Here is a 19,997-nt window from a genome sequence, read left to right as displayed (position 1 = left end):
AAAAAAAGGCGGGAATGAAGCATTCCCGCCATTAAATAACCTTAGTTAACTCGCACGTAGGATCTCACACGAACCTTAAATGAACTTGAAATCCGGAAAAGATTTCAGATACGTCGGTCTCCCTGTATTCAGCGACCGCGCTCGACCCTACATGGAAAACTTATGCTCGAAGCCCACACCAAATGTGGAGTCCTCAGAGTCAGCCAAGTCCGCCTCCACCTGAGACACGTAAGCATAAACCTTACTCTTGCTAGCCAGTTTATAATCCAGCCCCAAGGCCAGCAGGGTTAGCTCCTCGTTTGTTGTCTCAGCTTCTGTCAGTCCGTACTGCGCCTTGATCTTCCAACGCTCAAGGTTAACGGCACCGCCAACCAGATAAGACGTATCTTCTCCAGGGCCATCGCTTTCTTCTGCTAACTGGTAAACTGCACCGACCTCAAAGTTACTCAATCGGACCTTCCCTACGGTTCGCAGGATATTGAGACGGCTATCGCCACTGGAATCGGCTTCCAGTGAATCTTCGATATCAGAATCGTAGGCAATACTGCCGTAGAAATGTTCGTTCTCAAACGTAAAAGAGCTGGAAACTGCATCCGCGGGTCCGTCGTTCTCTGCCCCAGCTGACTGCTCTTCACCCGGGATGACGGCAACACTAACGCCCACAGCATCAAACAGACGTGGGGAACTGTATTGAACAATGTTGCTGGTCCGATTTTCACCAGCCATGATATTTTTTATATCCGCCTGTAGGTCGTTGAACTGGTCAACCTTGCCCTGCGCTGACTTTAAAGGTGTGTCAAATTTTCCCGCAATCAGTGCACCAAGGTTCGCCTGCTTGAAGCCACCGTAAATATTACGCTGAGAGAAGGTTTGGCCATCTTTATCTCCATCATCAATCGATATTTCAAATTCTGCCTTGTAGATCGCCTCCAAGCCTTCGAGGTCGGTATTGAGCGCCCCTTTTACCCCCAGACGGGACGCATTACTCTGGAGCTTCCAGGTATCGCTATTACCGTCGTCCTGGTTTTCATACGAAACATTGGCTTTGCCGTACAGGATAGGACCTTCCCCCGCTAGTGCATTCATTGAAGTTACTGCAACCCCACCAAACACCAACATTGATAGACACTTTTTCATGGACACCTCTTCAGATTAGATAGATTCAAAATGACACTTGAAGTCTTTCAAATGCTGAGTAGATGGTGCTTTGCACTTATTGCAGAGTTGTTACATTTTTAAATTTTTTCTTTGTATTTCAACAACCTAAAACCAAAACCTTTTATTATATCCTTTGACACTGAATTGAACTTGAATATAAGCGGCTGTCTTCGTACATCGCGTCGTGGGCACGGAAGCGCTTTCCGTCTGACGCCAGGTCATTCACTAAATTCTTCTGTTCGCTCCCTGTGGTGGCCCCCGCTAAACCGGACACCACCTTGTTAATTTGATGCCAGCTCTGCCCGGTATTCCCCGGGCGATCTAATTGTTCCGCCCGTTCACGCCCTTTTTCCAGCGACCGGCCTGCCAAGACAATGTCGCTGTCGATCCGTTGCCCAAGAGTGTTGCAATAGCCGCCCCTGCAGCTCCGTAGCTACCAAGGATTAGTACGCTCTTGTTGCCCTGCCTCATCGTTGCTCAAACTCCTTTTAATGTACTCCAGTTCAACTCTTTAGTTACTACAGGGTCATACCGCAAGTCGTCGAATCGCGGTGGGTTCACCAGTGTCGTCAAAAACTAACAACTTAACGTTGACCCTGTAGTGACTACAGGGTTTTAAATAACGGATTTGTGTGAGAACCGGAGCCGCGAAAATGAGCAAACCCTGCGATGGACAGTGTGGCAGCGAAGATTCAGTCGTAAACAATGAGCTTCAGAGACCCGTCACCGCCGAAACAGACAGCCAGCTCAGCACCTACAGCGTGCCAAAAATGGATTGCCCCTCAGAAGAGCGAATGATTCGAGTGGCGCTCACGGGTTTTGACAACATTCAGTCACTCTCATTCGACCTATCGAATCGAAAGCTGGAAATTATCCATCAAGGCGAAGTCAGACCTATTACCAGCAAACTGGAAACCCTGGGTCTGGGCGCTTCCTTGCAGAAGACAGAAGACGCCAGCCCTGAGTCCGTCAGGGCGGCTGAATCGTCTCATGCCAACGAGACTGAGGAATCCGGCACTTTATGGATACTGCTGGCAATCAACGGCCTGATGTTTCTGGTCGAGATGACGATGGGCCTGATCGCGCAGTCTGCTGGCCTAATTGCAGACTCGCTAGACATGCTTGCCGACGCTGCCGTCTACGGTCTTGCTCTTTACGCCGTTGGGCACGGCATCAAAATGCAGGTCAGAGCTGCGCATGTGGCTGGCATTCTCCAGCTTATCCTTGCCGTCGGTGTACTGGTTGAGGTTGGCAGGCGTTTTCTGTTCGGCAGTGATCCCCAGTCGTCAATGATGATGACCGTCGCCTCTGTTGCTCTCGTTGCCAACATCAGCTGCCTTCTTCTGATCGCAAAACACCGTGAAGGCGGTGCTCACATGAAAGCCAGCTGGATCTTTTCGGCCAATGATGTGGTTATCAATCTGGGAGTTATCCTTGCGGGGCTTCTTGTTGCCTGGACCGGTTCAAACTATCCGGATCTGGTTATTGGCGGCGTTGTGGGAGGCATTGTATTCATTGGTGCCAAGCGCATCCTTGCACTAAAAGGATAATTCGATGTCTGAACACCGTGCTAGTTTTTCTACGTTTATCTTTCTCGGCTTTTCCACACTGGTAGCGCTGGCCGACCAGCTTATTAAATGGCTCGTCCAGCAATCCATGGCTTACGGGCAATCGGTTGAGATCACTCCTTTCTTTAATTGGGTGCACGTATGGAATAAAGGCGCTGCCTTTAGTCTCTTCGCCGATGGCGGGGGCTGGCAGCGATATTTTTTTATTGCGATAGCCGTTGTCGTCTCGGCTGTTCTGGTCAAATTGATGCGGGACAGCCATAAGCGAACAGAAGCCCTGGCCTATGCGATGGTACTTGGCGGTGCATTCGGAAATGTCATCGACCGAGTTTTCCGAGGCTACGTTGTCGATTACCTGGATTTCCATTGGCAATCTTGGCATTGGCCGGCGTTCAACCTTGCCGACGTGTTCATCCTCCTGAGCGTGGCCATGATTTTGGTCACGGGCTTCACAGCCGAGAAAGGTGCCGGGAATAACATGGAAAATCGCCAGAATGGCTAGTTTTCGCGCGGTCGCAACACTCGCTAAGCCCTCTGAGCCAGGCTTAGCGAGTGTTGCGACTACGTTTAATTGAACAGCAACGACCAAGGAGAAAACAATGGGCCACGAGCATGCTCAAATGTCACCGGATACTAAGGATAAGAGAGTTGCAGTAGCTATCTGGGCGAACGGTATCCTAACCTTGGCTCAGATCGCTGGAGGGATCTTCGCTGGCAGCTTGGCGCTGATAGCCGACGCTATACACAACTTTTCGGATATGGCGTCACTATTTATCGCATTTGCGGCGCGGAAGATTGCACGCCGCCCGGCCGACTCGAAGATGACCTTTGGCTACGGGAGAATTGAGGTTGTTGCGGCACTCATAAATTACACCACTTTGATAATGATCGGGGCATATTTGATCTACGAAGGTGGCATGCGATTCATAGATCCCCCGGAAATCAAGGGGTGGTGGGTAGTTTGGCTTGGCATTATCGCATTGGTAGTGGATGGTTTGACCGCGCTGCTTACTTACTCCATGCAAAAGGACAGCGTCAACATCCGTGCGCTGTTTCTACACAACTTGTCTGATGCGTTTGCGTCAATTGCAGTCGTTGTAGGCGGCGCCCTGATTCTCCTGTACGACATGCGTTGGGTTGATCCCGCGATCACAATTGGTATCGCAAGCTATATTCTCTACCTGGGTCTAACGGAAATCGGCGGAACCATCCGGACACTCATGCTGGGTAGTCCATTGGATATCGACACAGATTCTGTCATCGAGGCTTTATCAAACGTAGAAGGCGTTTTAGACCTTCACCACGTACATTTCTGGCAGATGGGTGAGCATGATGCCTCCCTCGACGCCCATGTGGTGGTCGAAATAAGTGCCTGGAATGAACTTGAAAAAGTCAAGGGTGGGATAAAACGAACTTTGGAAAACGAGTTCGGCATCACTCATTCAACATTGGAGTTTGAACATCCTGATCACAGTCACAAAGATGCCCATACTTATGGCCATGGCTAGCAGGGCTGCTGAAAAGGGTACCGTGTGGCAGATATGCTGCGAATGGCCGACATTCCACTCGGTTACGAGCACGCCATGCGAGACGTAATTGAACGCCACCAGGTCTGGGCCTACCTCATCGCTGTTGTTTTCGGACTGTCTGTGGATTGGACATCGTCCCTCGGTGACAGTGTGCCGGATTACTTAATCTGGGGGTTGCTCGGAGTTCTGCTCTACGCCACATTTACTCAAACACCGTTGACCCACCTGTCTGATATGTTCCGGGACCGTCGGTTCATGGGTGCCTTGCTCACCGGAAATTTTCTGGTCATGCCGGCGATCACTGCCTTGCTGATATTGGCGCTGCCGGACAATGACGCGCTGAAGTTGGGAGTGCTTCTGGTATTGCTGATGCCCTGTACCGACTGGTTTGTCACCTTCACTCACCTAGGCAAGGGGGACAGCACCCGAGCCATTGCGGCAACACCGGTTCTGCTGATTGCTCAACTGGGTCTTCTTCCACTTTACCTCTGGCTTTTCATGGGTAATCAGTTCGACGTGAATCTTGAGCTTGGGCGGCACCTCCTGCCGGCCTTTGGCGGGCTGATTATTGTCCCGCTTATCCTGGCATTTCTGACTGAAAAATGGGCCGAAAACTCCAGAAAAGCCATCGGGTTCATTCGCTTCATGGGTCTGATGCCGGTCCCTCTGCTGACAGTCGTACTGTTCATCATCTCAATGACACAGGTCAGCCAGATCGACAGTACCGGCTCACTTATCTGGCCCTTGATGATTCTGTTTCCGGCCTATCTTCTAGCTGCGGCTCTGGTTGGAAAGGCTCTGCGCCGGGTCTTTCGATTACCGGTAGAAACCGGTCGCACCGTCATCTTCAGCCTAGGAACACGCAACTCCTTCGTGGTTTTACCTTTGGCACTGTCAATGCCAGAGGCCTGGGCTGTGGCCGTCGTGGTGATTGTTGTCCAGTCTTTGGTGGAACTGTTTGGAATGATGCTTTATCTGCGGTGGGTGCCCAGTCGGCTGCTACCGGACACCTGAAAAATCTGAAACCCGTAAACTCATCGAAAATAGGAACATCTCCCGTGCGAACCCGAACCCTGGTCATAAGTCTTATTCTTTTTTGTCTGGTTGTCTTTGCTGGTGCTTTTGTTATTTACGATGGCTCTCAGGGCACTAATGAGCCTGCTGTTGTTGAAAAAACGCCACTGGTGAGGGATTACTCTCCCGTTATTGGCCCTGAGGACGCGCCGGTAACCATTGTCGAGTTCTTCGACCCATCCTGCGAAGGTTGTCGCGCCATGCATCCCTATGTGAAACAGATTCAGGCTGCCTACCCGGACAACGTGCGTCTGGTACTGCGCTACGTATTGTTTCACAAAGGCTCGGAAGAGGCCGTCAGAATTCTGGAAACCGCCCGTGAACAGGGAATCTATGAACCGGTGCTTGACGCTGTTATGGAAGCACAGCCGAAATGGCACGATGATCCAAAGGTCACCGCAGCATGGGATGCGGCGGCGTCAGCCGGGCTTGACGTAGAAGCCGCCCGGGCCGGTATGAACTCACCCGAGATTGACGGCATTATTCAACAGGATGCTGCGGACGTTAAGGCGGTTGGAATTTCCGGAACCCCAACATTCTACGTTAACGGAGACATCTTGAGCCGCCTGGGGCCTCAGGAACTGTACGACCTGGTGACATCCAAGGTAGAGTCACTGGAATAACAACAAAACCGGCAACGCTATGTCACTGCTTGACTACCTTCTACCCTACGATTTCTCGCCGCTGACCGTGCTGAGCTACATGCTCGTGATGGGGTTCTATGGCGTCGGGCTAATTCGGATGCCGGATCAGGATCGGCCTGGCTCGCTACGGATTTTTGCGTTCACCCTGGGGGTGCTGATCTGTTATGCGGTGATGCAGACGCGCTTCGATTACTACGCGCAATACATGTTCTTCGTCCATCGGGGCCAGCATCTGATTCTTCATCACATCGGGCCTATCCTTATCGCCCTGTCCAATCCGTTGCCGGTCCTGCGGTTCTGGTTTGAAAAAATCCGCCCGGGCTGGAGGCGCGCGCTACGGCCTCTGGGTTGGGTTTATCAGGTTCTGCAACAGCCCTTTATCGCCCTTTTCCTATTTGTTGGGCTCATTTATTTCTGGCTGTGGCCATCGATCCATTTCGACGCCATGCTCAGCCGGGAGCTGTACTGGGTCATGAACTGGAGCATGTTGCTGGATGGTCTTCTCTTCTGGTGGTTGATCTTTGACCCAAGACCGCCGGCGATCACCTCATCGTTGGGGTATGGCAGACGCATGTTGGTTCTGGCTGCCGCGGGTGTGCTTCAGATGTTTCTTGGGGCGTGGATCGTGTTCTCACGTGACATGGTCTATGACGTTTACGAAGTCTGTGGCAGGGCCTGGCCGCTGGATCCAGAAGTCGACCAGCTTCTGGGCGGCATGCTGACCTATATTCCTCCGGCCATGATGAGCATTCTTGGCATTCTTCTGATGCTCCGGCGAGCCATGCATCAGGACGGAAAATATACCAACCAATCCAAACAACTTGAGGAAACAGCGTCATGAGAACTCGCTTCTGGCGACAGCGCACCAACATCATATCGGCGACCTTAACGCTGATAGCATCCCTATTGCTGACTGGTTGCTTTGGCAATGACGAGGAAGACTGGAACGGTAAAAACATCAGTGGCTTGATGCCTGAGCTGGAATTCGACCTGATCAATAGCCAGGGCAAGTCTGTATCTGGCGATGATTACAGTGGCCGCGTGAGAATGCTGTTTTTCGGGTTCACCTCGTGCCCCGATGTTTGCCCGACCGCCCTGCAAAAACTCAATCAGGTAACCAGTGGCCTGGACCCCGAGCTTCAGGATGAAGTACTCACTTTGTTCGTGAGTGTCGATCCGAAACGTGACACGCCCGAGCGCCTCGCAAAATACGTGGATTTCTTCGGTGACAATATTGTAGGGCTCACTGGAAAAGAACCCCAGCTTCGCCAACTGGCTAAACGATATCGGACAACCTTCGGATATGAAGAGCCCGGCCCCGACGGAAATTATGCCGTGTCACACAGCAGCGCAATCTATGTATTTGATCGTGAGGGCGATCCCCGACTGTTAATGAGATCTGATCTAAGCGCCGAGGAGATTCGACATGATCTCGTTGCTCTTATTCAGGAGGATTCCTGAGTTAACGAAGCTTGCCATTGGAAAGTAATGCCTAGCTGCTGCGGAATACGGCAGCAGCCCTTGACTCAAGATTTGATTGTCGGACGCTTATGTTCATCTTTTGCCGGGCTTCACATATCCAGCTTTTTTGGCCTTTGGAAAGCTGGGGGCAGGTCAATCGGGGTAAACATCGGCTTAGCCCATTATCGCTAACTCTATACCGGAATTAGTTGGCGCCTGAAAGTTGCTCCATCAACCATGATGAATCAAAGGCCAATGACGAGCTTGGAACCTTCGGGGGGGAGAACGAAGGCCTGACTCGAATGTTCGCTTTTGTTTAACAGCAAATGAATGAGCAGCACCAGATCGCCTGCCAGGGAATAGAACACAAACCCTCCGGTGGTCAGATCGGCCAAATCGCGACCAGTTCTCAGAGCAACCGAACGCGAGCCGGTACTGTGCTCGTTTAAGTCGCGCTCACCTGCCGGTGTCCCCTGCAAACAGAAAATAAGAATGGTCCCATCATGCTAATGCCTTCGAGTCGTATCCTCACACTGCTTTTTCTGCTGTTTGTCGTTCCTACATCCTGGTCACAGTCGGCAAACGACGCTCCATATAGTACCGACCTGGCGAACGCCCTGAAGGAAAGCGAGAGGCACAATGATATCTGGTTTGCAGGATGGACCGCCTTCTATTCCACGTCCATCGCTCTCAACGGTTACCTGGCCAGTGAGGCCGATGAGGAGGGGGATCGATACGATGCCCGCGTTAGCACCATCACGTCCTCGTTGGGTCTGGCAGGTACGCTTTGGGCATATTACGGCGATCCGCTGGACTATGCAGGTGCGAAAAGCCAGCTAGTCAACAACGGCAACCTGGAACCGGCACGAACCATTGCCGGGCGACAACAATACATCCAAAGCTGGGAAAACCGTGTGCCCGGCTTAATCGTCAACACCCTGGCAGGGTTGGCCATTGGGGTGAGTGATGACCGTCCGCGCGACGGCGCACTTAGATTTGCCGTGGGTATGCTGGTCAACGAGGCCCGTATCCGAACCCGGCCTACCCGTGTGAGGGACCAGATGCAGGGCTGGGAAAGCGCCTCGATACGCCTCGACCGGCACTCCGCGCTACGCATTGCCTACAACTGGCACCTGACGGGACGGGGCGTGATTTTCCGGGCGCGATTCTGATTGTTTTATGGACGGTCTTGCGCGGAGCTGGACTTGTCCCGGCCGTTTTCAGCCCGGTAATGCCAAGAAAATTAAGGAGAGGTGTCGCCTTAGGGAGAGCATGGCGTGGGATGGACATGCCCATACGTGTACAAATATTAGGCAGTGTCAGGAAGCGATAATCGGGTGTAATTTTAGGGAGCGGGCCTACTGCTGCCCCCAAACTCGTTAGCAAGGAAGGAGCTAATTATGAAAGCACTTACCTGGCACGGCACACATGACGTACGCGTGGAAAACGTCGCAGACCCTGAAATCCAGGAACCGCGCGACGCTCTTATCAAGATTACAGCCACCGCTATCTGCGGCTCGGACCTCCATCTGTACAACGGCTTGATGGGCGGCATGCAGGAGGGGGATGTGCTCGGCCACGAGTTCATGGGCGAGGTCGTGGAAACCGGTAGCGAGGTACCAAACCTCAACAAGGGGGACCGCGTGGTGGTGCCCTTCACGATTGCGTGCGGCAGCTGTTTCTTCTGTAACCAGAGCCTGTACTCGCTGTGCGATAACTCCAATCCCAACGCGGATATGGCCGCCGAACAACTGGGCCATTCGCCCTCCGCCTTATTCGGCTATTCGCACATGCTCGGCGGCATCCCCGGAGGGCAGGCCGAGTATGTCCGCGTCCCTTACGCTGACGTTGGCCCGCTCAAGGTCGAATCCGACTACTCCGACGAACAATTATTGTTCTTGTCGGACATTTATCCCACTGGCTATATGGCGGCGATAAACGCCGACATCGTGCCCGGCGACACCGTAGCTGTCTGGGGCTGTGGCCCGGTAGCGCAGTTCGCTATTCGCAGCGCCTGGATGCTGGGCGCCGGACGGGTGGTAGCCATCGACCGGGTGCCCGAGCGTCTGAAGTTGGCGGAAGAAAAAGGCGGCGCCGAAGTTATCAACTTCGAAAAAGACAATGTCTATGAAAAACTGTTAGAGATGACCAAGGGCTACGGCCCGGATCGCTGCATTGACGCAGTAGGCGCAGAGGCACACGGCGCCGGCGATCCAGAGGCCGAACGTCGTGATCCCGACTCAGGCGAGGCCAATCATCCACTTGCCATCAATGAAATGATTCGTTGCTGCCGCAAGGGGGGGCACCTGTCCCTCCCGGGGGTCTACACCGCTCCGGTGGACGGATTCATGCTCAATGCGCTCATGAATAAAAGTCTGTCGGTAAAAAGTGGCCAAACCCATATGCAGCAGTATATGCCGCCGCTGCTTAAGACAATTGAACAGGGCTTGATAGACCCCTCGTTCATTATTACCCACCGGGAAAAGCTGACAGACGCAGCGGGTGCCTACGAGCGTTTCAACACCAAGTCCGATGGCTGCATTAAAGTGGTCATGACTCCGTGATGCCACAACGACAACTGTCGAAGACGACGCGGGGGCGTGTTGACGCCCTTGCTCTGCTGCCTCTCATAATGGTTTTAGGCGGCTGCACAGGCTCTGAGACGTCCGAACCTGATATTGAAGCTGCAGGGCAGGAGGAATCCACCAAGACCAACGTGCTTGAAGCCGGCTACCCGGCCTATCCCTGGCGTTGAAGATAAGAACCCTGCCCCGCCTGATTCTCACTCCGGCTCAAAGGGCAATTGACGCTTGTGCCCGGTACGTCGGTAGCCATCCACGATCGTATCGAAAACGCGCTCGGAAACCTCCCGGTTCTCCAGGAAGGCGTCAATCTCCTGATACGTGACGCCAAGCGCCTCATGGTCGGGCTTCTGCGGCGCGAGCGACTCGAGATCGGCGGTGGGCAGCTTATCCACCAGCGATTCCGCTGCGCCAAGCTGCTGGCCCAGCAGGCGCACCTGGCTCTTGTTCAAACCAGTGAGGGGGGCAACATCGCAGGCCCCGTCACCATACTTGGTGAAGAAGCCCATCAGCGCTTCGGCAGCCTGGTCAGCGCCAACCACCAGACCACCGCGCGTCCCGGCCACGGCATACTGGGCCACCATCCGCTGGCGTGCCTTGATGTTCCCCAACACGAAGTCGCGTTGGCTGGCGTCATCGAACGACAGCCCGCCACTTTCCAGCGACTCCAATAACGCATCGCTTGCACTTTTGATATTCACATCAAGCACTTCGTCAGGCTGGATAAACTGCAGTGCCCTGTCTGCATCGTCGGCGTCCTTCTGTTCGCCATAGGGCAGGCGCATGGCCACGAAGCGGGCCTGTTCGCCCTGGTCACGCAACTGGTTCACGGCCAGCTGCGCCAGGCGCCCCGCCACGGTGGAGTCGATGCCGCCGCTGATGCCCAGTACCAGGGTCTTCTGACCACTTTCCTGCATGGCCCGGCACAGGAAGTCACAGCGGCGCCTGATTTCGTGCTGAGCATCGATTTCGGGCCGGGCTTGCAGCTGCGCCACAATGGCACGCTGAATCGCCTTTCGCCGGTATCCCGCATCTGCATTCGCTCGGGTTTCGAGACACAACCGATGATAGTGGGGCAGACGTTCCAGCGCATAGTGGGCGGCAGCCAGTCGTACTTCATTGCGCTCGCCGTCGAAGCGGCGGGTCTCGCAGTAAAGGTGATGGTCGCCTTCGTGGCGAAACGCCCACGCAAAACAGACGGTGCCGATGGGCGTATCGTCATCGCCGGGGTTGGGGCCGGCGATACCCGTGTTGGCCAGAGCCACGTCGGCGCCGTTGTTCTCCAGCGCCCCACACGCCATCTCGCCACATACTGCCTCACTGGTCAGGCCGTAACGCTCGATGGTGTCGTAGCGGACACCGAGGTAGCGGTGCTTGGATTGAGGCGAATAGACCCCGAGGCCAGAGTCGATACTCTGGCCACTGCCCGGCACCCTTGCGAGCTCCGAAAAGATGAGGCCGGCGGTGCAGGATTCGGCGGTCGCAAGCCTCAGTTCATTGTCGACCAGATAATCCGTGATGCGTTTCAGCAGTTCCATTTTTCATCTCCTTGTGCCGACTGGTCCTTGCATTCCACTTCCAGTAAGACATCCCTGATATTTTCCCGAGGATGGTTGAGGATATATATAACTGCCACTGGGCTTGACCGCAAAAATTCATTTGAGAGTGAAATAACAGTTCAATTGAACTATAAAGAAAGAGCTGAATACGGAAACCGCTACCCTGACAATCAACAAGAAAAGGAAGGACGCCTATGAAACCTGTCAGAAGATTTCCTGTAAGCCCTGCGCGGCTATGGATAGCAGTATCGCTGCTCCCGGTTCTGACCCTGGGCATGAACAACGCCCTGGCTAACTGCGAAAGGGGCGCTCTGGACGCCATGTACTGTGACGAAGATGGCGACCTCGTTGCAGATCGCCCGGACGACAAGGCGGAGTTGGTCAATCCAGACACACTGATTTTTGCCTACACGCCGGTAGAAGACCCCGCGATCTATTCGGATATCTGGCAGCCCTTTATCGAACACCTCGAAGAAGTCACCGGCCGGGACGTTCGCTTTTTCGCTGTTCAGTCCAATGCAGCCCAGGTAGAAGCCATGCGTAGCGGCCGCCTACACGTCGCAGGCTTTTCTACCGGCCCCACACCATTTGCCGTTAATCTCGCCGGAGCGGTTCCCTTCGCTTTAATGGGTTCGGATGAGGGGCAGTTCGGCTACACGCTGCAGGTCTATACTCAGCAAGACTCGGACATCAAGGAAATGCCAGACCTGAAAGGCAAGCGCGTAGCCCACACCTCGCCGACATCCAACTCAGGCAATCAGGCGCCAAGAGCACTTTTCCCCGACCTGGGCGTGGTACCGGATGAGGATTACAAGGTGATCTATTCCGGCAGCCATGATCAGTCCATGCTGGGTGTTGTGGCCGGAGACTACGACGCCGCGCCCGTAGCCTCTGAGGTCGTTGAACGCATGGCAGACCGGGGCCTCTACGACGAAGACGATGTACGAATTGTGTGGGAATCCGATCGCTTCCCCACCACTTCCTACAACTACGCTTACAACCTGCACCCTGACCTGGTCGATAAAATCAAGGAAGCCTTCTATTCCTTCAAGTTCGAAGGGACAGAACTCGGCAAGGAATTCGATGGCGTAGAAACCTTTATTCCCATCAATTACAAAGAGCACTGGAAAGTTATCCGGGCCATCCAGTCTGCCAATGGCGTGGAATACACTCCGGACAATCTGCAGTAACGTCGACCTCTTGCCGGTGCAGTCAGCCCTGGCTGTGCCGGCAAGCATTCCGTTCATTTCCGCAGGTGCAAGACTCCTATGCTTGAAATTTCCAACCTGGTTAAACGTTACGGTAGCGATGCGCCGGTATTGAAGGGCCTGGATCTGGTCGTGGAAGGCAATACCGTGGTTTCTGTCGTCGGGGCATCTGGTGCTGGCAAGAGCACAATGCTGCGGTGCATCAATCGTCTGGTAGAACCCACCTCTGGCTCCATCCAGCTGAACGGTCGGGAGCTGGTCAACCTCCGGGGGGCCAACCTGCGACACGCCCGTCGAAAAATCGGCATGGTATTCCAGGGGTTCAACCTGATTGACCGCCTGACGGTCATGGAAAATGTGCTGGCGGGCCGCCTTGGCTATGTTTCCCTTTACCAGGCCATGACCAGAAAATTTCCCCAGACCGACATAGATCGCGCCTTCCACCTGATGGACCGTGTCGGCATTGCTCATTACGCAAACAAGCGAGCGGACGAACTCTCCGGCGGCGAACGCCAGCGCGTAGGCGTAGTCCGGGCTCTGATGCAGGAGCCTGAAATCCTGCTTGCCGATGAGCCAACCGCATCCCTTGACCCAAAGACATCCGAACAGATCATGGTGCTGTTACAAAGCCTCGCCTCCGAACTCTCCCTGCCGGTGCTGATCAACATTCACAACGTCTCCCAGGCCAGAACCTACACCGATCGAATTGTGGGTCTGCGCAACGGCCAGATGATTTTTGACGGCACGCCTGGCGAGTTCAACCAGGAGGCGCTCGATGCCATCTACGGAGGCATCGAGGCTCCCGATGAAACCGGAGGCGAGGAACAGCCCACGGAGGAGGCGCAGACGCCATGAAGGAGACAAAATCGGGCGCCGACCCGCTTACCGGGCAGAAATGGAAAAAACCGCCCTTCATCGCCAGCCCCTGGCTCAGATACGGTCTGCTGGTCGCGGTGGTGGTTTATCTGTACTGGACCTTCAACACACTGCCATTCAACTGGGACCGGATCGCCGAGGGCCTGCCGCGGGCCGCCCGTATATTCGGCGGAGCGTTTCCTCCTAGCTTTGAGCGGGGCGAATTGATGTGGACAGGCTTCAAGGAGAGCTTTCAGATTGCCTTTCTGGCCACTCTTCTTGGCGTCATTCTATCCATACCCATAGCCCTGATGGCGGCTAAAAACCTTGCGCCCTTACCGATTTACCTTCTTGGGCGCGGCCTCATCATTCTGTCCCGCAGCTTCCACCCGGTGATTGTCGCCATCCTGTTCGTGGCGGCGGTCGGGTTTGGCCCCCTTGCCGGCATTCTGACGCTGATACTCTACTCCATCGGGTTCGTTGCCAAGCTCCTGGCCGAAAAGGTGGAGGAAATCGACTGGGGCCAGATGGAAGCCATGCGGGCGGCGGGCGCCGGCTTCTTCAAGACCCTGATTTATGCCGTCTTTCCACAGATACTGCCACGCCAGATCGGTCTTTCGATGTATCAGCTGGACAGTAACCTGAGGGCCTCGGCCGTTGTAGGTATTGTCGGCGCAGGCGGTATTGGCTCAACCCTGATGAATGCATTCGGCCGTTACGATTACGACTTCGCCTTTGCAATCCTGATTCTCATCGTCGGTGTGATTCTTGTCAGCGAAGGGATCAGCGGATGGGTGAGGAAGAAAATATGGTAGAGCAGACCGCAGAATTGACCGCCCGCCCCTGGACCCGATACAGCAGAAAAGAGCGCTGGATTCGGTTCGCGATCTATTTTGTCACGCTCTTCGCGGTGGTCTGGGCCATAAGGGACATTGATATTTTCTGGCCCTGGGTGTGGGACGCACCTACCCAGATCCAGAACCTGGGCAGCCGCATGTGGCCCCCTGAGTTTGAGGCCTGGTCGGCCATCCTCAATGCCATGCTGGAAACCGTGCACATAGCCACGCTTTCCACCATGCTCACCATCTTCATCGCCCTTCCTGTGTCCTATATAGCGGCCCAGAACACCACGCCAAACCGGCTGACCCTCTGGATCGGCCGTTTTATCCTGGTGTCCAGCCGCTCGGTAAACACCATTATCTGGGCGTTACTGTTTGTGGCCATCTTCGGCCCGGGCGTACTTGCGGGAATCCTGGCGGTGATGTTCCGGTCGGTGGGGTTCATCGGGAAGCTCATGGGTGAAGCCATAGAAGAAATCGACCGGCGCCCCGTGGAAGCCATGGAAGCTACCGGAGCCTCCCGGATGAAAGTCGTCCTGTTCGGGATTGTGCCCCAGGTCATGCCGGCGTTCTTTGCCATCGTCATCCTGCGCTGGGACATCAATATCCGCGAGTCCACTGTACTGGGGCTGGTCGGGGCCGGCGGTATCGGCGTTCTTCTCCAGGGGTCCATTGATACCTTCGCCTGGCAGACGGTAGCAACCATACTGCTGGCCATCATTGGTCTGGTGCTGCTGGGGGAAGCCCTGACGAGCATGCTGCGCAAGAAGGTACTGTAAACCGTGATGTTGATGAGCAAAGCCCATGCATGATTTTGATTTCCAGAATGCCAGATATCTGTTTACGGATGTGGATGACACTCTGACCACCGACGGCCGCTTGCACCCCGAAACCTACAGTGCCCTGTGGCGACTGGCAGATGCCGGTATTGTCATAATCCCGGTAACCGGCGGCTGTGCGGGCTGGTGCGACCAGATCATAAGGACCTGGCCCGTGCAGGCGGTTATAGGCGAAGGTGGCAGCTTCTATTTTTCACGTACCGAAAACGGCTCGGTCGACTGTCGATACTGGGCGGACCGTGAAAGCCATCAGGCAGACCGGCTTGCCATTATCGAGGCCATAAGCTCTCTGAATCCTGAGCTGAACATCACCCTGTCGAAGGATCACCACTTCCGGCTGGTGGACGTTGCCATCGACTACAATCAGGACTGCCGGCTGCCGGATGGTCAGGTGCGAGAGGTCATGCAGGAACTGCTCAACCAGGGTTTCCGGGTAAAAAAAAGCTCCATTCACATCAACGTCGCCCAGGGAACCTTTGACAAGTGCGCCATGGCCCGGCGCATGGCCGCCGAGCTTTTTAACCTCTCGACGGAGGAACTGAAGGACCAGTCTGTTTTCATAGGTGACGCGCCCAATGATGAAAGCATGTTTGCTTTTTTCCCCCAGAGCGTAGGGGTTGCCAACATAACCCCACACCTTGATCAACTGACATTCCGGCCCGCCTATGTCACCAGGGGCCGCTGCGGAGCGGGGTTTGTCGAGCTTGCGGACCAGTGGCTCGCCAGGATTGCTTTACCACAATGAAACTCACGAAACGCCAGACCCTGATTCTCGAACAGGTGCGACGCGATAACCATGTCGAGGTAGAGGACATCGCCCGGCAGTTCCGGGTAACGTCACAGACCATCCGCAAGGACATCAACCGGCTCTGCGAACTGGGGCTTCTGAGAAGACGCTACGGGGGTGTAAGCCTGCCCTCTTCCATGACCAATGTATCGGTCATGTCCCGCCGGGGGCTGAACCAGTTTGCCAAACAGGCCATGGCGGCGAGATTAGCAAATCATATTCCCGAAAACTCTTCGGTTTTTCTGGGCGTGGGCAGCACTATGGAATTTGTGGCCCGGGAGCTTTCGGCCCATGGCAGCCTGCAGGTGTTTACCAACAACCTGAGCGTTGTCTCTGCCCTGAGCGGCAACCCGGGTATCGACGTGATTGTTTCCCGGGGCAGCTTGCGGCACTACGATCTGGATCTGGTCGGCCACCAGACCGTGGCGTTTTTTAATGATTTCCGAACGGATTTCGGGGTAATTGGAACAGGGAGTCTGGATTCTGCCGATGGGCTGATGGATTTCGACCCGAGGGAGGCCGAGATAAGCCAGGCGATTCTGGCAAACTCAAGGCAAAGAATTCTGGTGGCAGATCAAAGCAAATGGGAGCTAACGGCGTCAGTAAAAGTGGCGCCTTTCTCCGGGATTGATCTTTTTATTACGGACTCCATCCCGAAGGACAAACGCCCCGTGCTTCCTGACTCGCTGAAAATAATTCGGACCCCGTAATGCTGAGCCCGGGTTCCCCGGACCAGAGCAAGCAGCTGGAGGAAAAGCCGGGAACGCAGTTATTTGATCGCAGCAACCAGAGCGAGGGTATCTCCATGGAAATGGGCCTGAAAATGAGCGATTTTGAGTACCAAAGCGGTTTTCGCAATCAATTCGCCACCGAGGCCCTGCCCGGGGCGCTACCAGAGGGGCAGAACGCGCCCCAGCGCTGCCCCTATGGCCTCTATGCCGAGCAGTTCAGTGGCAGCGCTTTTACGGCGCCGCGCAGCCATAACCTGCGCAGCTGGCTATACCGCATCCGCCCCTCGGCCGCGCAGTCGGCCTACCGTCCGCTTGAGGTGGGGCAGTTATCCACGGCACCGGAATCGGAGGTAGCAGCAGACCCGAACCAGATGCGCTGGGATCCGCTGCCGATGCCGCAGGGGGCTACCAACTTCATCGACGGCCTGTTCACCATGGCCACCAACGGTGACGCCGGCACCCAGATCGGCTGCGGGGTTCACCTCTACACGCTCAACGCCGACATGACCGACAGTTTCTTCTACGACGCCGACGGCGAACTGCTGGTGGTGCCCCAACTGGGTACTCTGGTGCTGCGCACCGAACAGGGTCTGCTCGAGGTCGCCCCAGGCGAGGTCGCCGTGCTGCCGCGCGGCCTCAAGTTCCAGGTTCGCCGCACGGCCGGTACCGACGCCGCCCGCGGCTATATCTGCGAGAACTACGCCAGCCCCTTCGAACTGCCCGGGCTGGGGCCGATCGGCGCCAATGGCTTGGCCAACCCGCGCGACTTTCTCACTCCCACGGCCTACTACGAAGACACCCAGGGCGAGTTCGAGCTCATCGCCAAGTTTGGCGGCAAGCTCTGGGCGGCCGAGCTTGATCACTCGCCGCTGGACGTGGTTGCGTGGCACGGCAACTACGCGCCCTACAAATACGATCTGGCGCGGTTCAACACCATCAACACGGTGAGCTTCGACCACCCGGACCCATCAATCTTCACCGTCCTGACCTCGCCCTCGGACACCGCAGGCATGGCCAATATCGACTTCGTTATTTTTCCTCCGCGCTGGATGGTGGCTGAGCACACCTTCCGACCGCCCTACTTCCACCGCAACATCATGAGCGAGTACATGGGCCTGATCCACGGCACCTACGATGCCAGGGCCGAAGGCTTCGTGCCCGGGGGCTCCAGCCTGCACAATTGCATGTCGCCCCACGGGCCCGACGCAAATACCTTCGACAAGGCTTCCTCCGAGGAGCTCATGCCGCAATATCAGGGGAATACGCTAGCCTTCATGTTCGAGAGCCGCTACGTATTCAACCCTACCCCGTCGGCGCTGTCCGCCGGTTTCCGCCAGCGTGACTACGTGGATGTGTGGCATGGGCTACACTCACACTTCAAGCCAGACGCGCGCTAAACGACACAAAGGATTCCGGCTATGAAACTTGCAACACTCAAGACCGATACCCGGGACGGGCAGTTGATCGTGGTCTCCCGGGATCATGCCCGTGCCGCCAGAGTGCCGCAGATCGCCCCCACCTTGCAGGCTGCCCTCGAAGATTGGGACACCCTCGTGCCGCGCCTCGAGAAGGTCTACCACGCTCTCAGTGAGGGCAAAGCGGAAGGAGCCTTCGAACTGGATCTCAAAGCCCTGCACTCGCCGCTGCCACGGGCCTATCAATGGGCCGACGGCTCCGCCTATCTCAATCACGTGCAGCTGGTGCGCCAGGCCCGCGGTGCAGAGATGCCAGAAACCTTCTGGACCGACCCACTCATGTACCAGGGCGCCTCCGATCGTTTCATCGGGCCCTACGACCCGATGGAAGCCGCCAGCGAGGACTGGGGCATCGATTTCGAAGGCGAGATTGCCGTAGTCACCGATGATGTGCCCATGGGGGTGAGCCCCGAGCAGGCCGCCGGGCACATCAAACTGCTGATGCTGGTCAACGATGTGAGCCTGCGTGGCCTGATCCCGGGCGAGCTGGCCAAGGGCTTCGGCTTTTTTCAGTCCAAGCCGGCCTCCAGCTTCTCACCGATTGCGGTTACCCCGGATGAGCTGGGCGTCGCCTGGCAGGAAGGGCGCGTGCATCTGCCGCTGACGGTACATCTGAACGGTGAAAAGTTCGGTGAGCCCCAGGCCGGGCCGGACATGATCTTCAGCTTCCCGCAGCTGGTCGCCCATGCCGCCAAGACCCGCTACCTCGGGGCCGGGGCCATCGTAGGCTCGGGCACGGTGTCTAACCCGGACACTGAGGGCGGCCCGGGCAGACCGGTGGCCGACGGCGGAGTCGGTTACAGCTGCCTGGCGGAGATACGTATGGTGGAAAAGATCCTCCACGGCGAGATCAAGAGCCCGTTCATGCGTTTTGGCGATCGGGTGCGCATCGAGATGTTCGATGGCGAGGGCAAGAGCATCTTCGGCGCCATCGACCAGGAGGTGGTGCGCTACGAGGGGGCGTCATGAAGCTGTACGGCTACTACCGCTCGTCGACCTCCTACCGGGTGCGGATCGCGCTCAATCTCAAGGAGCTGGACTACCAGCAGCAGCCGGTGAACCTGCTCCAGGGCGAGCACCGCGAAGGACCCTACCGGCAATTGAACCCACAGTGCCTGGTGCCTGCCCTGGAGACTGACAAGGGCGAACAGCTAACCCAGTCGCTGGCGATCTGCGAATACCTGGAGGAACGTTACCCCGAGCCGTCGCTGCTGCCAGCGAGCGCCGTTGACCGCGCGCGTGTCCGGGCTATTGCAGGCCTGCTGGCGATCGAGATTCATCCGCTCAACAACCTGCGGGTGCTCAAGTATCTTACCGGAGAACTGGGTATCAACGAGGAGACCAAACTCGGCTGGTATCGCCACTGGATCGCCGAGGGCTTCGATGCGCTGGAGGCAATGCTCGCCGGTGACCCACGCACCGGCCGCTATTGTCACGGCGACCAGCCGGGGCTGGCGGACGTCTGCCTGGTGCCGCAGGTCTACAACGCCGAGCGCTTTGGCTGCGACCTTGAATCGTATCCCACTATCCGGCGCATCCACACCGCCTGTAACGAACTGCCAACTTTCGCTCGTGCCCATCCGGACCAACAACCGGATGCCGTCTGAGGCGCGCGGGAGCACGGCGAACCTGCCGCGCGCCGGATTTTCGACCCGTCCCTATCTTGCAGAGGGAGAGTCTTGCAGAGG

22 protein-coding genes and 1 pseudogene are annotated in these 19,997 nt (G+C 56.0%); 19 read left to right on the top strand and 4 right to left on the bottom strand.

The annotated features are described in order from the left end of the window. Positions 1-147: 147 nt before the first annotated feature. A complete protein-coding gene (locus FO268_RS15155; RefSeq protein ID WP_225316749.1) occupies positions 148-1,137 on the bottom strand; it encodes a porin in 990 nt (329 codons plus the stop codon). A gap of 674 nt (positions 1,138-1,811) precedes the next feature. On the opposite strand from FO268_RS15155, the gene FO268_RS15150 reads away from it, so the two are divergent. The 7 genes from FO268_RS15150 to FO268_RS15120 all read left to right on the top strand — a co-directional run bounded on the left by FO268_RS15150 (position 1,812) and on the right by FO268_RS15120 (position 7,434). Next, on the top strand, positions 1,812-2,708 hold the full coding sequence (locus FO268_RS15150; protein ID WP_041343110.1) for a cation transporter: 897 nt from the start codon (positions 1,812-1,814) through the stop codon (positions 2,706-2,708). A gap of 4 nt (positions 2,709-2,712) precedes the next feature. After that, a complete protein-coding gene (lspA, locus tag FO268_RS15145; RefSeq protein WP_011786687.1) occupies positions 2,713-3,228 on the top strand; it encodes a signal peptidase II in 516 nt (171 codons plus the stop codon). A 97-nt stretch (positions 3,229-3,325) separates the two neighbouring features. Next, positions 3,326-4,234, top strand: a complete 909-nt coding sequence (locus FO268_RS15140; protein ID WP_150994146.1) for a cation diffusion facilitator family transporter — start codon at positions 3,326-3,328, stop codon at positions 4,232-4,234. 42 nt (positions 4,235-4,276) lie between these two features. Then, complete coding sequence (locus tag FO268_RS15135) at positions 4,277-5,269, top strand: arsenic resistance protein (protein WP_225316747.1); 993 nt, start codon at positions 4,277-4,279, stop codon at positions 5,267-5,269. 44 nt (positions 5,270-5,313) lie between these two features. Beyond that, entirely contained in the window at positions 5,314-5,952 is a 639-nt protein-coding gene (locus FO268_RS15130; protein ID WP_150994145.1) for a DsbA family protein, read from the top strand. Positions 5,953-5,971: 19 nt separating this feature from the next. Then, the gene (locus FO268_RS15125; RefSeq protein ID WP_138435657.1) at positions 5,972-6,814 is read left to right on the top strand and encodes a cytochrome c oxidase assembly protein; all 843 of its coding nucleotides are present in this window, start codon (positions 5,972-5,974) and stop codon (positions 6,812-6,814) included. Beyond that, on the top strand, positions 6,811-7,434 hold the full coding sequence (locus FO268_RS15120) for an SCO family protein (protein WP_150994144.1): 624 nt from the start codon (positions 6,811-6,813) through the stop codon (positions 7,432-7,434). Before FO268_RS15125 ends, FO268_RS15120 begins: the two co-directional genes overlap by 4 nt. A 245-nt stretch (positions 7,435-7,679) precedes the next feature. Here FO268_RS15120 and FO268_RS22845 read toward each other — a convergent pair whose 3' ends face one another. Then, positions 7,680-7,829, bottom strand: coding sequence for a hypothetical protein (locus FO268_RS22845; protein ID WP_191966971.1), 150 nt, complete (start codon positions 7,827-7,829; stop codon positions 7,680-7,682). A 108-nt stretch (positions 7,830-7,937) separates the two neighbouring features. On the opposite strand from FO268_RS22845, the gene FO268_RS15115 reads away from it, so the two are divergent. The 3 genes from FO268_RS15115 (at position 7,938) to FO268_RS15105 (ending at position 10,189) form a co-directional block, all read left to right on the top strand. Further along, positions 7,938-8,606: a hypothetical protein gene (locus FO268_RS15115; protein WP_150994143.1), complete on the top strand. Its 669-nt coding sequence runs from the start codon at positions 7,938-7,940 to the stop codon at positions 8,604-8,606. 228 nt (positions 8,607-8,834) lie between these two features. Next, entirely contained in the window at positions 8,835-9,998 is a 1,164-nt protein-coding gene (locus tag FO268_RS15110; RefSeq protein WP_150994142.1) for a zinc-dependent alcohol dehydrogenase, read from the top strand. Continuing rightward, a complete protein-coding gene (locus FO268_RS15105; RefSeq protein ID WP_150994141.1) occupies positions 9,998-10,189 on the top strand; it encodes a hypothetical protein in 192 nt (63 codons plus the stop codon). Before FO268_RS15110 ends, FO268_RS15105 begins: the two co-directional genes overlap by 1 nt. Positions 10,190-10,216: 27 nt before the next feature. Here the strand turns inward: FO268_RS15105 and nadE are convergent, their stop codons facing one another. Continuing rightward, the gene (nadE, locus tag FO268_RS23030) at positions 10,217-11,026 is read right to left on the bottom strand and encodes an ammonia-dependent NAD(+) synthetase (RefSeq protein ID WP_202336661.1); all 810 of its coding nucleotides are present in this window, start codon (positions 11,024-11,026) and stop codon (positions 10,217-10,219) included. Between the two features lie 75 nt (positions 11,027-11,101). Beyond that, positions 11,102-11,554 (bottom strand): annotated as a pseudogene (locus tag FO268_RS23025) (CinA family protein); the annotation flags it as partial. Positions 11,555-11,769: 215 nt separating this feature from the next. Here FO268_RS23025 and phnD point away from each other — a divergent pair. The 9 genes from phnD to maiA all read left to right on the top strand — a co-directional run bounded on the left by phnD (position 11,770) and on the right by maiA (position 19,916). Then, on the top strand, positions 11,770-12,765 hold the full coding sequence (gene phnD / locus FO268_RS15095) for a phosphate/phosphite/phosphonate ABC transporter substrate-binding protein (RefSeq protein ID WP_150994139.1): 996 nt from the start codon (positions 11,770-11,772) through the stop codon (positions 12,763-12,765). Between the two features lie 78 nt (positions 12,766-12,843). Then, the gene (gene phnC, locus FO268_RS15090; protein ID WP_150994138.1) at positions 12,844-13,638 is read left to right on the top strand and encodes a phosphonate ABC transporter ATP-binding protein; all 795 of its coding nucleotides are present in this window, start codon (positions 12,844-12,846) and stop codon (positions 13,636-13,638) included. Then, the gene (phnE, locus tag FO268_RS15085) at positions 13,635-14,453 is read left to right on the top strand and encodes a phosphonate ABC transporter, permease protein PhnE (RefSeq protein ID WP_150994137.1); all 819 of its coding nucleotides are present in this window, start codon (positions 13,635-13,637) and stop codon (positions 14,451-14,453) included. Before phnC ends, phnE (FO268_RS15085) begins: the two co-directional genes overlap by 4 nt. Continuing rightward, positions 14,447-15,256 carry a phosphonate ABC transporter, permease protein PhnE gene (gene phnE, locus FO268_RS15080; protein ID WP_150994136.1) on the top strand — a complete coding sequence of 270 codons (810 nt, stop codon included), beginning with the start codon at positions 14,447-14,449 and terminating at the stop codon, positions 15,254-15,256. The genes phnE (FO268_RS15085) and phnE (FO268_RS15080) overlap by 7 nt, the downstream gene beginning before the upstream one ends. 25 nt (positions 15,257-15,281) lie before the next feature. After that, positions 15,282-16,061, top strand: coding sequence for an HAD-IIB family hydrolase (locus FO268_RS15075; RefSeq protein WP_150994135.1), 780 nt, complete (start codon positions 15,282-15,284; stop codon positions 16,059-16,061). Further along, positions 16,058-16,813, top strand: a complete 756-nt coding sequence (locus tag FO268_RS15070; RefSeq protein WP_150994134.1) for a DeoR/GlpR family DNA-binding transcription regulator — start codon at positions 16,058-16,060, stop codon at positions 16,811-16,813. Before FO268_RS15075 ends, FO268_RS15070 begins: the two co-directional genes overlap by 4 nt. A 101-nt stretch (positions 16,814-16,914) precedes the next feature. Next, positions 16,915-18,231: a homogentisate 1,2-dioxygenase gene (hmgA, locus tag FO268_RS15065; protein WP_404802929.1), complete on the top strand. Its 1,317-nt coding sequence runs from the start codon at positions 16,915-16,917 to the stop codon at positions 18,229-18,231. A gap of 21 nt (positions 18,232-18,252) precedes the next feature. Continuing rightward, positions 18,253-19,278 (top strand): fumarylacetoacetate hydrolase family protein, encoded by a 1,026-nt coding sequence (locus tag FO268_RS15060; RefSeq protein ID WP_150994133.1) that lies wholly within the window; start codon positions 18,253-18,255, stop codon positions 19,276-19,278. Further along, positions 19,275-19,916, top strand: coding sequence for a maleylacetoacetate isomerase (gene maiA / locus FO268_RS15055; RefSeq protein WP_150994132.1), 642 nt, complete (start codon positions 19,275-19,277; stop codon positions 19,914-19,916). The genes FO268_RS15060 and maiA overlap by 4 nt, the downstream gene beginning before the upstream one ends. Positions 19,917-19,997 lie beyond the last annotated feature (81 nt).

This window comes from Marinobacter denitrificans, assembly GCF_008795955.1.
Classification (GTDB): domain Bacteria; phylum Pseudomonadota; class Gammaproteobacteria; order Pseudomonadales; family Oleiphilaceae; genus Marinobacter; species Marinobacter denitrificans.
Note: the sequence above shows the minus strand (reverse complement) of the source record. Positions and strands in the feature narration are given on the sequence as shown.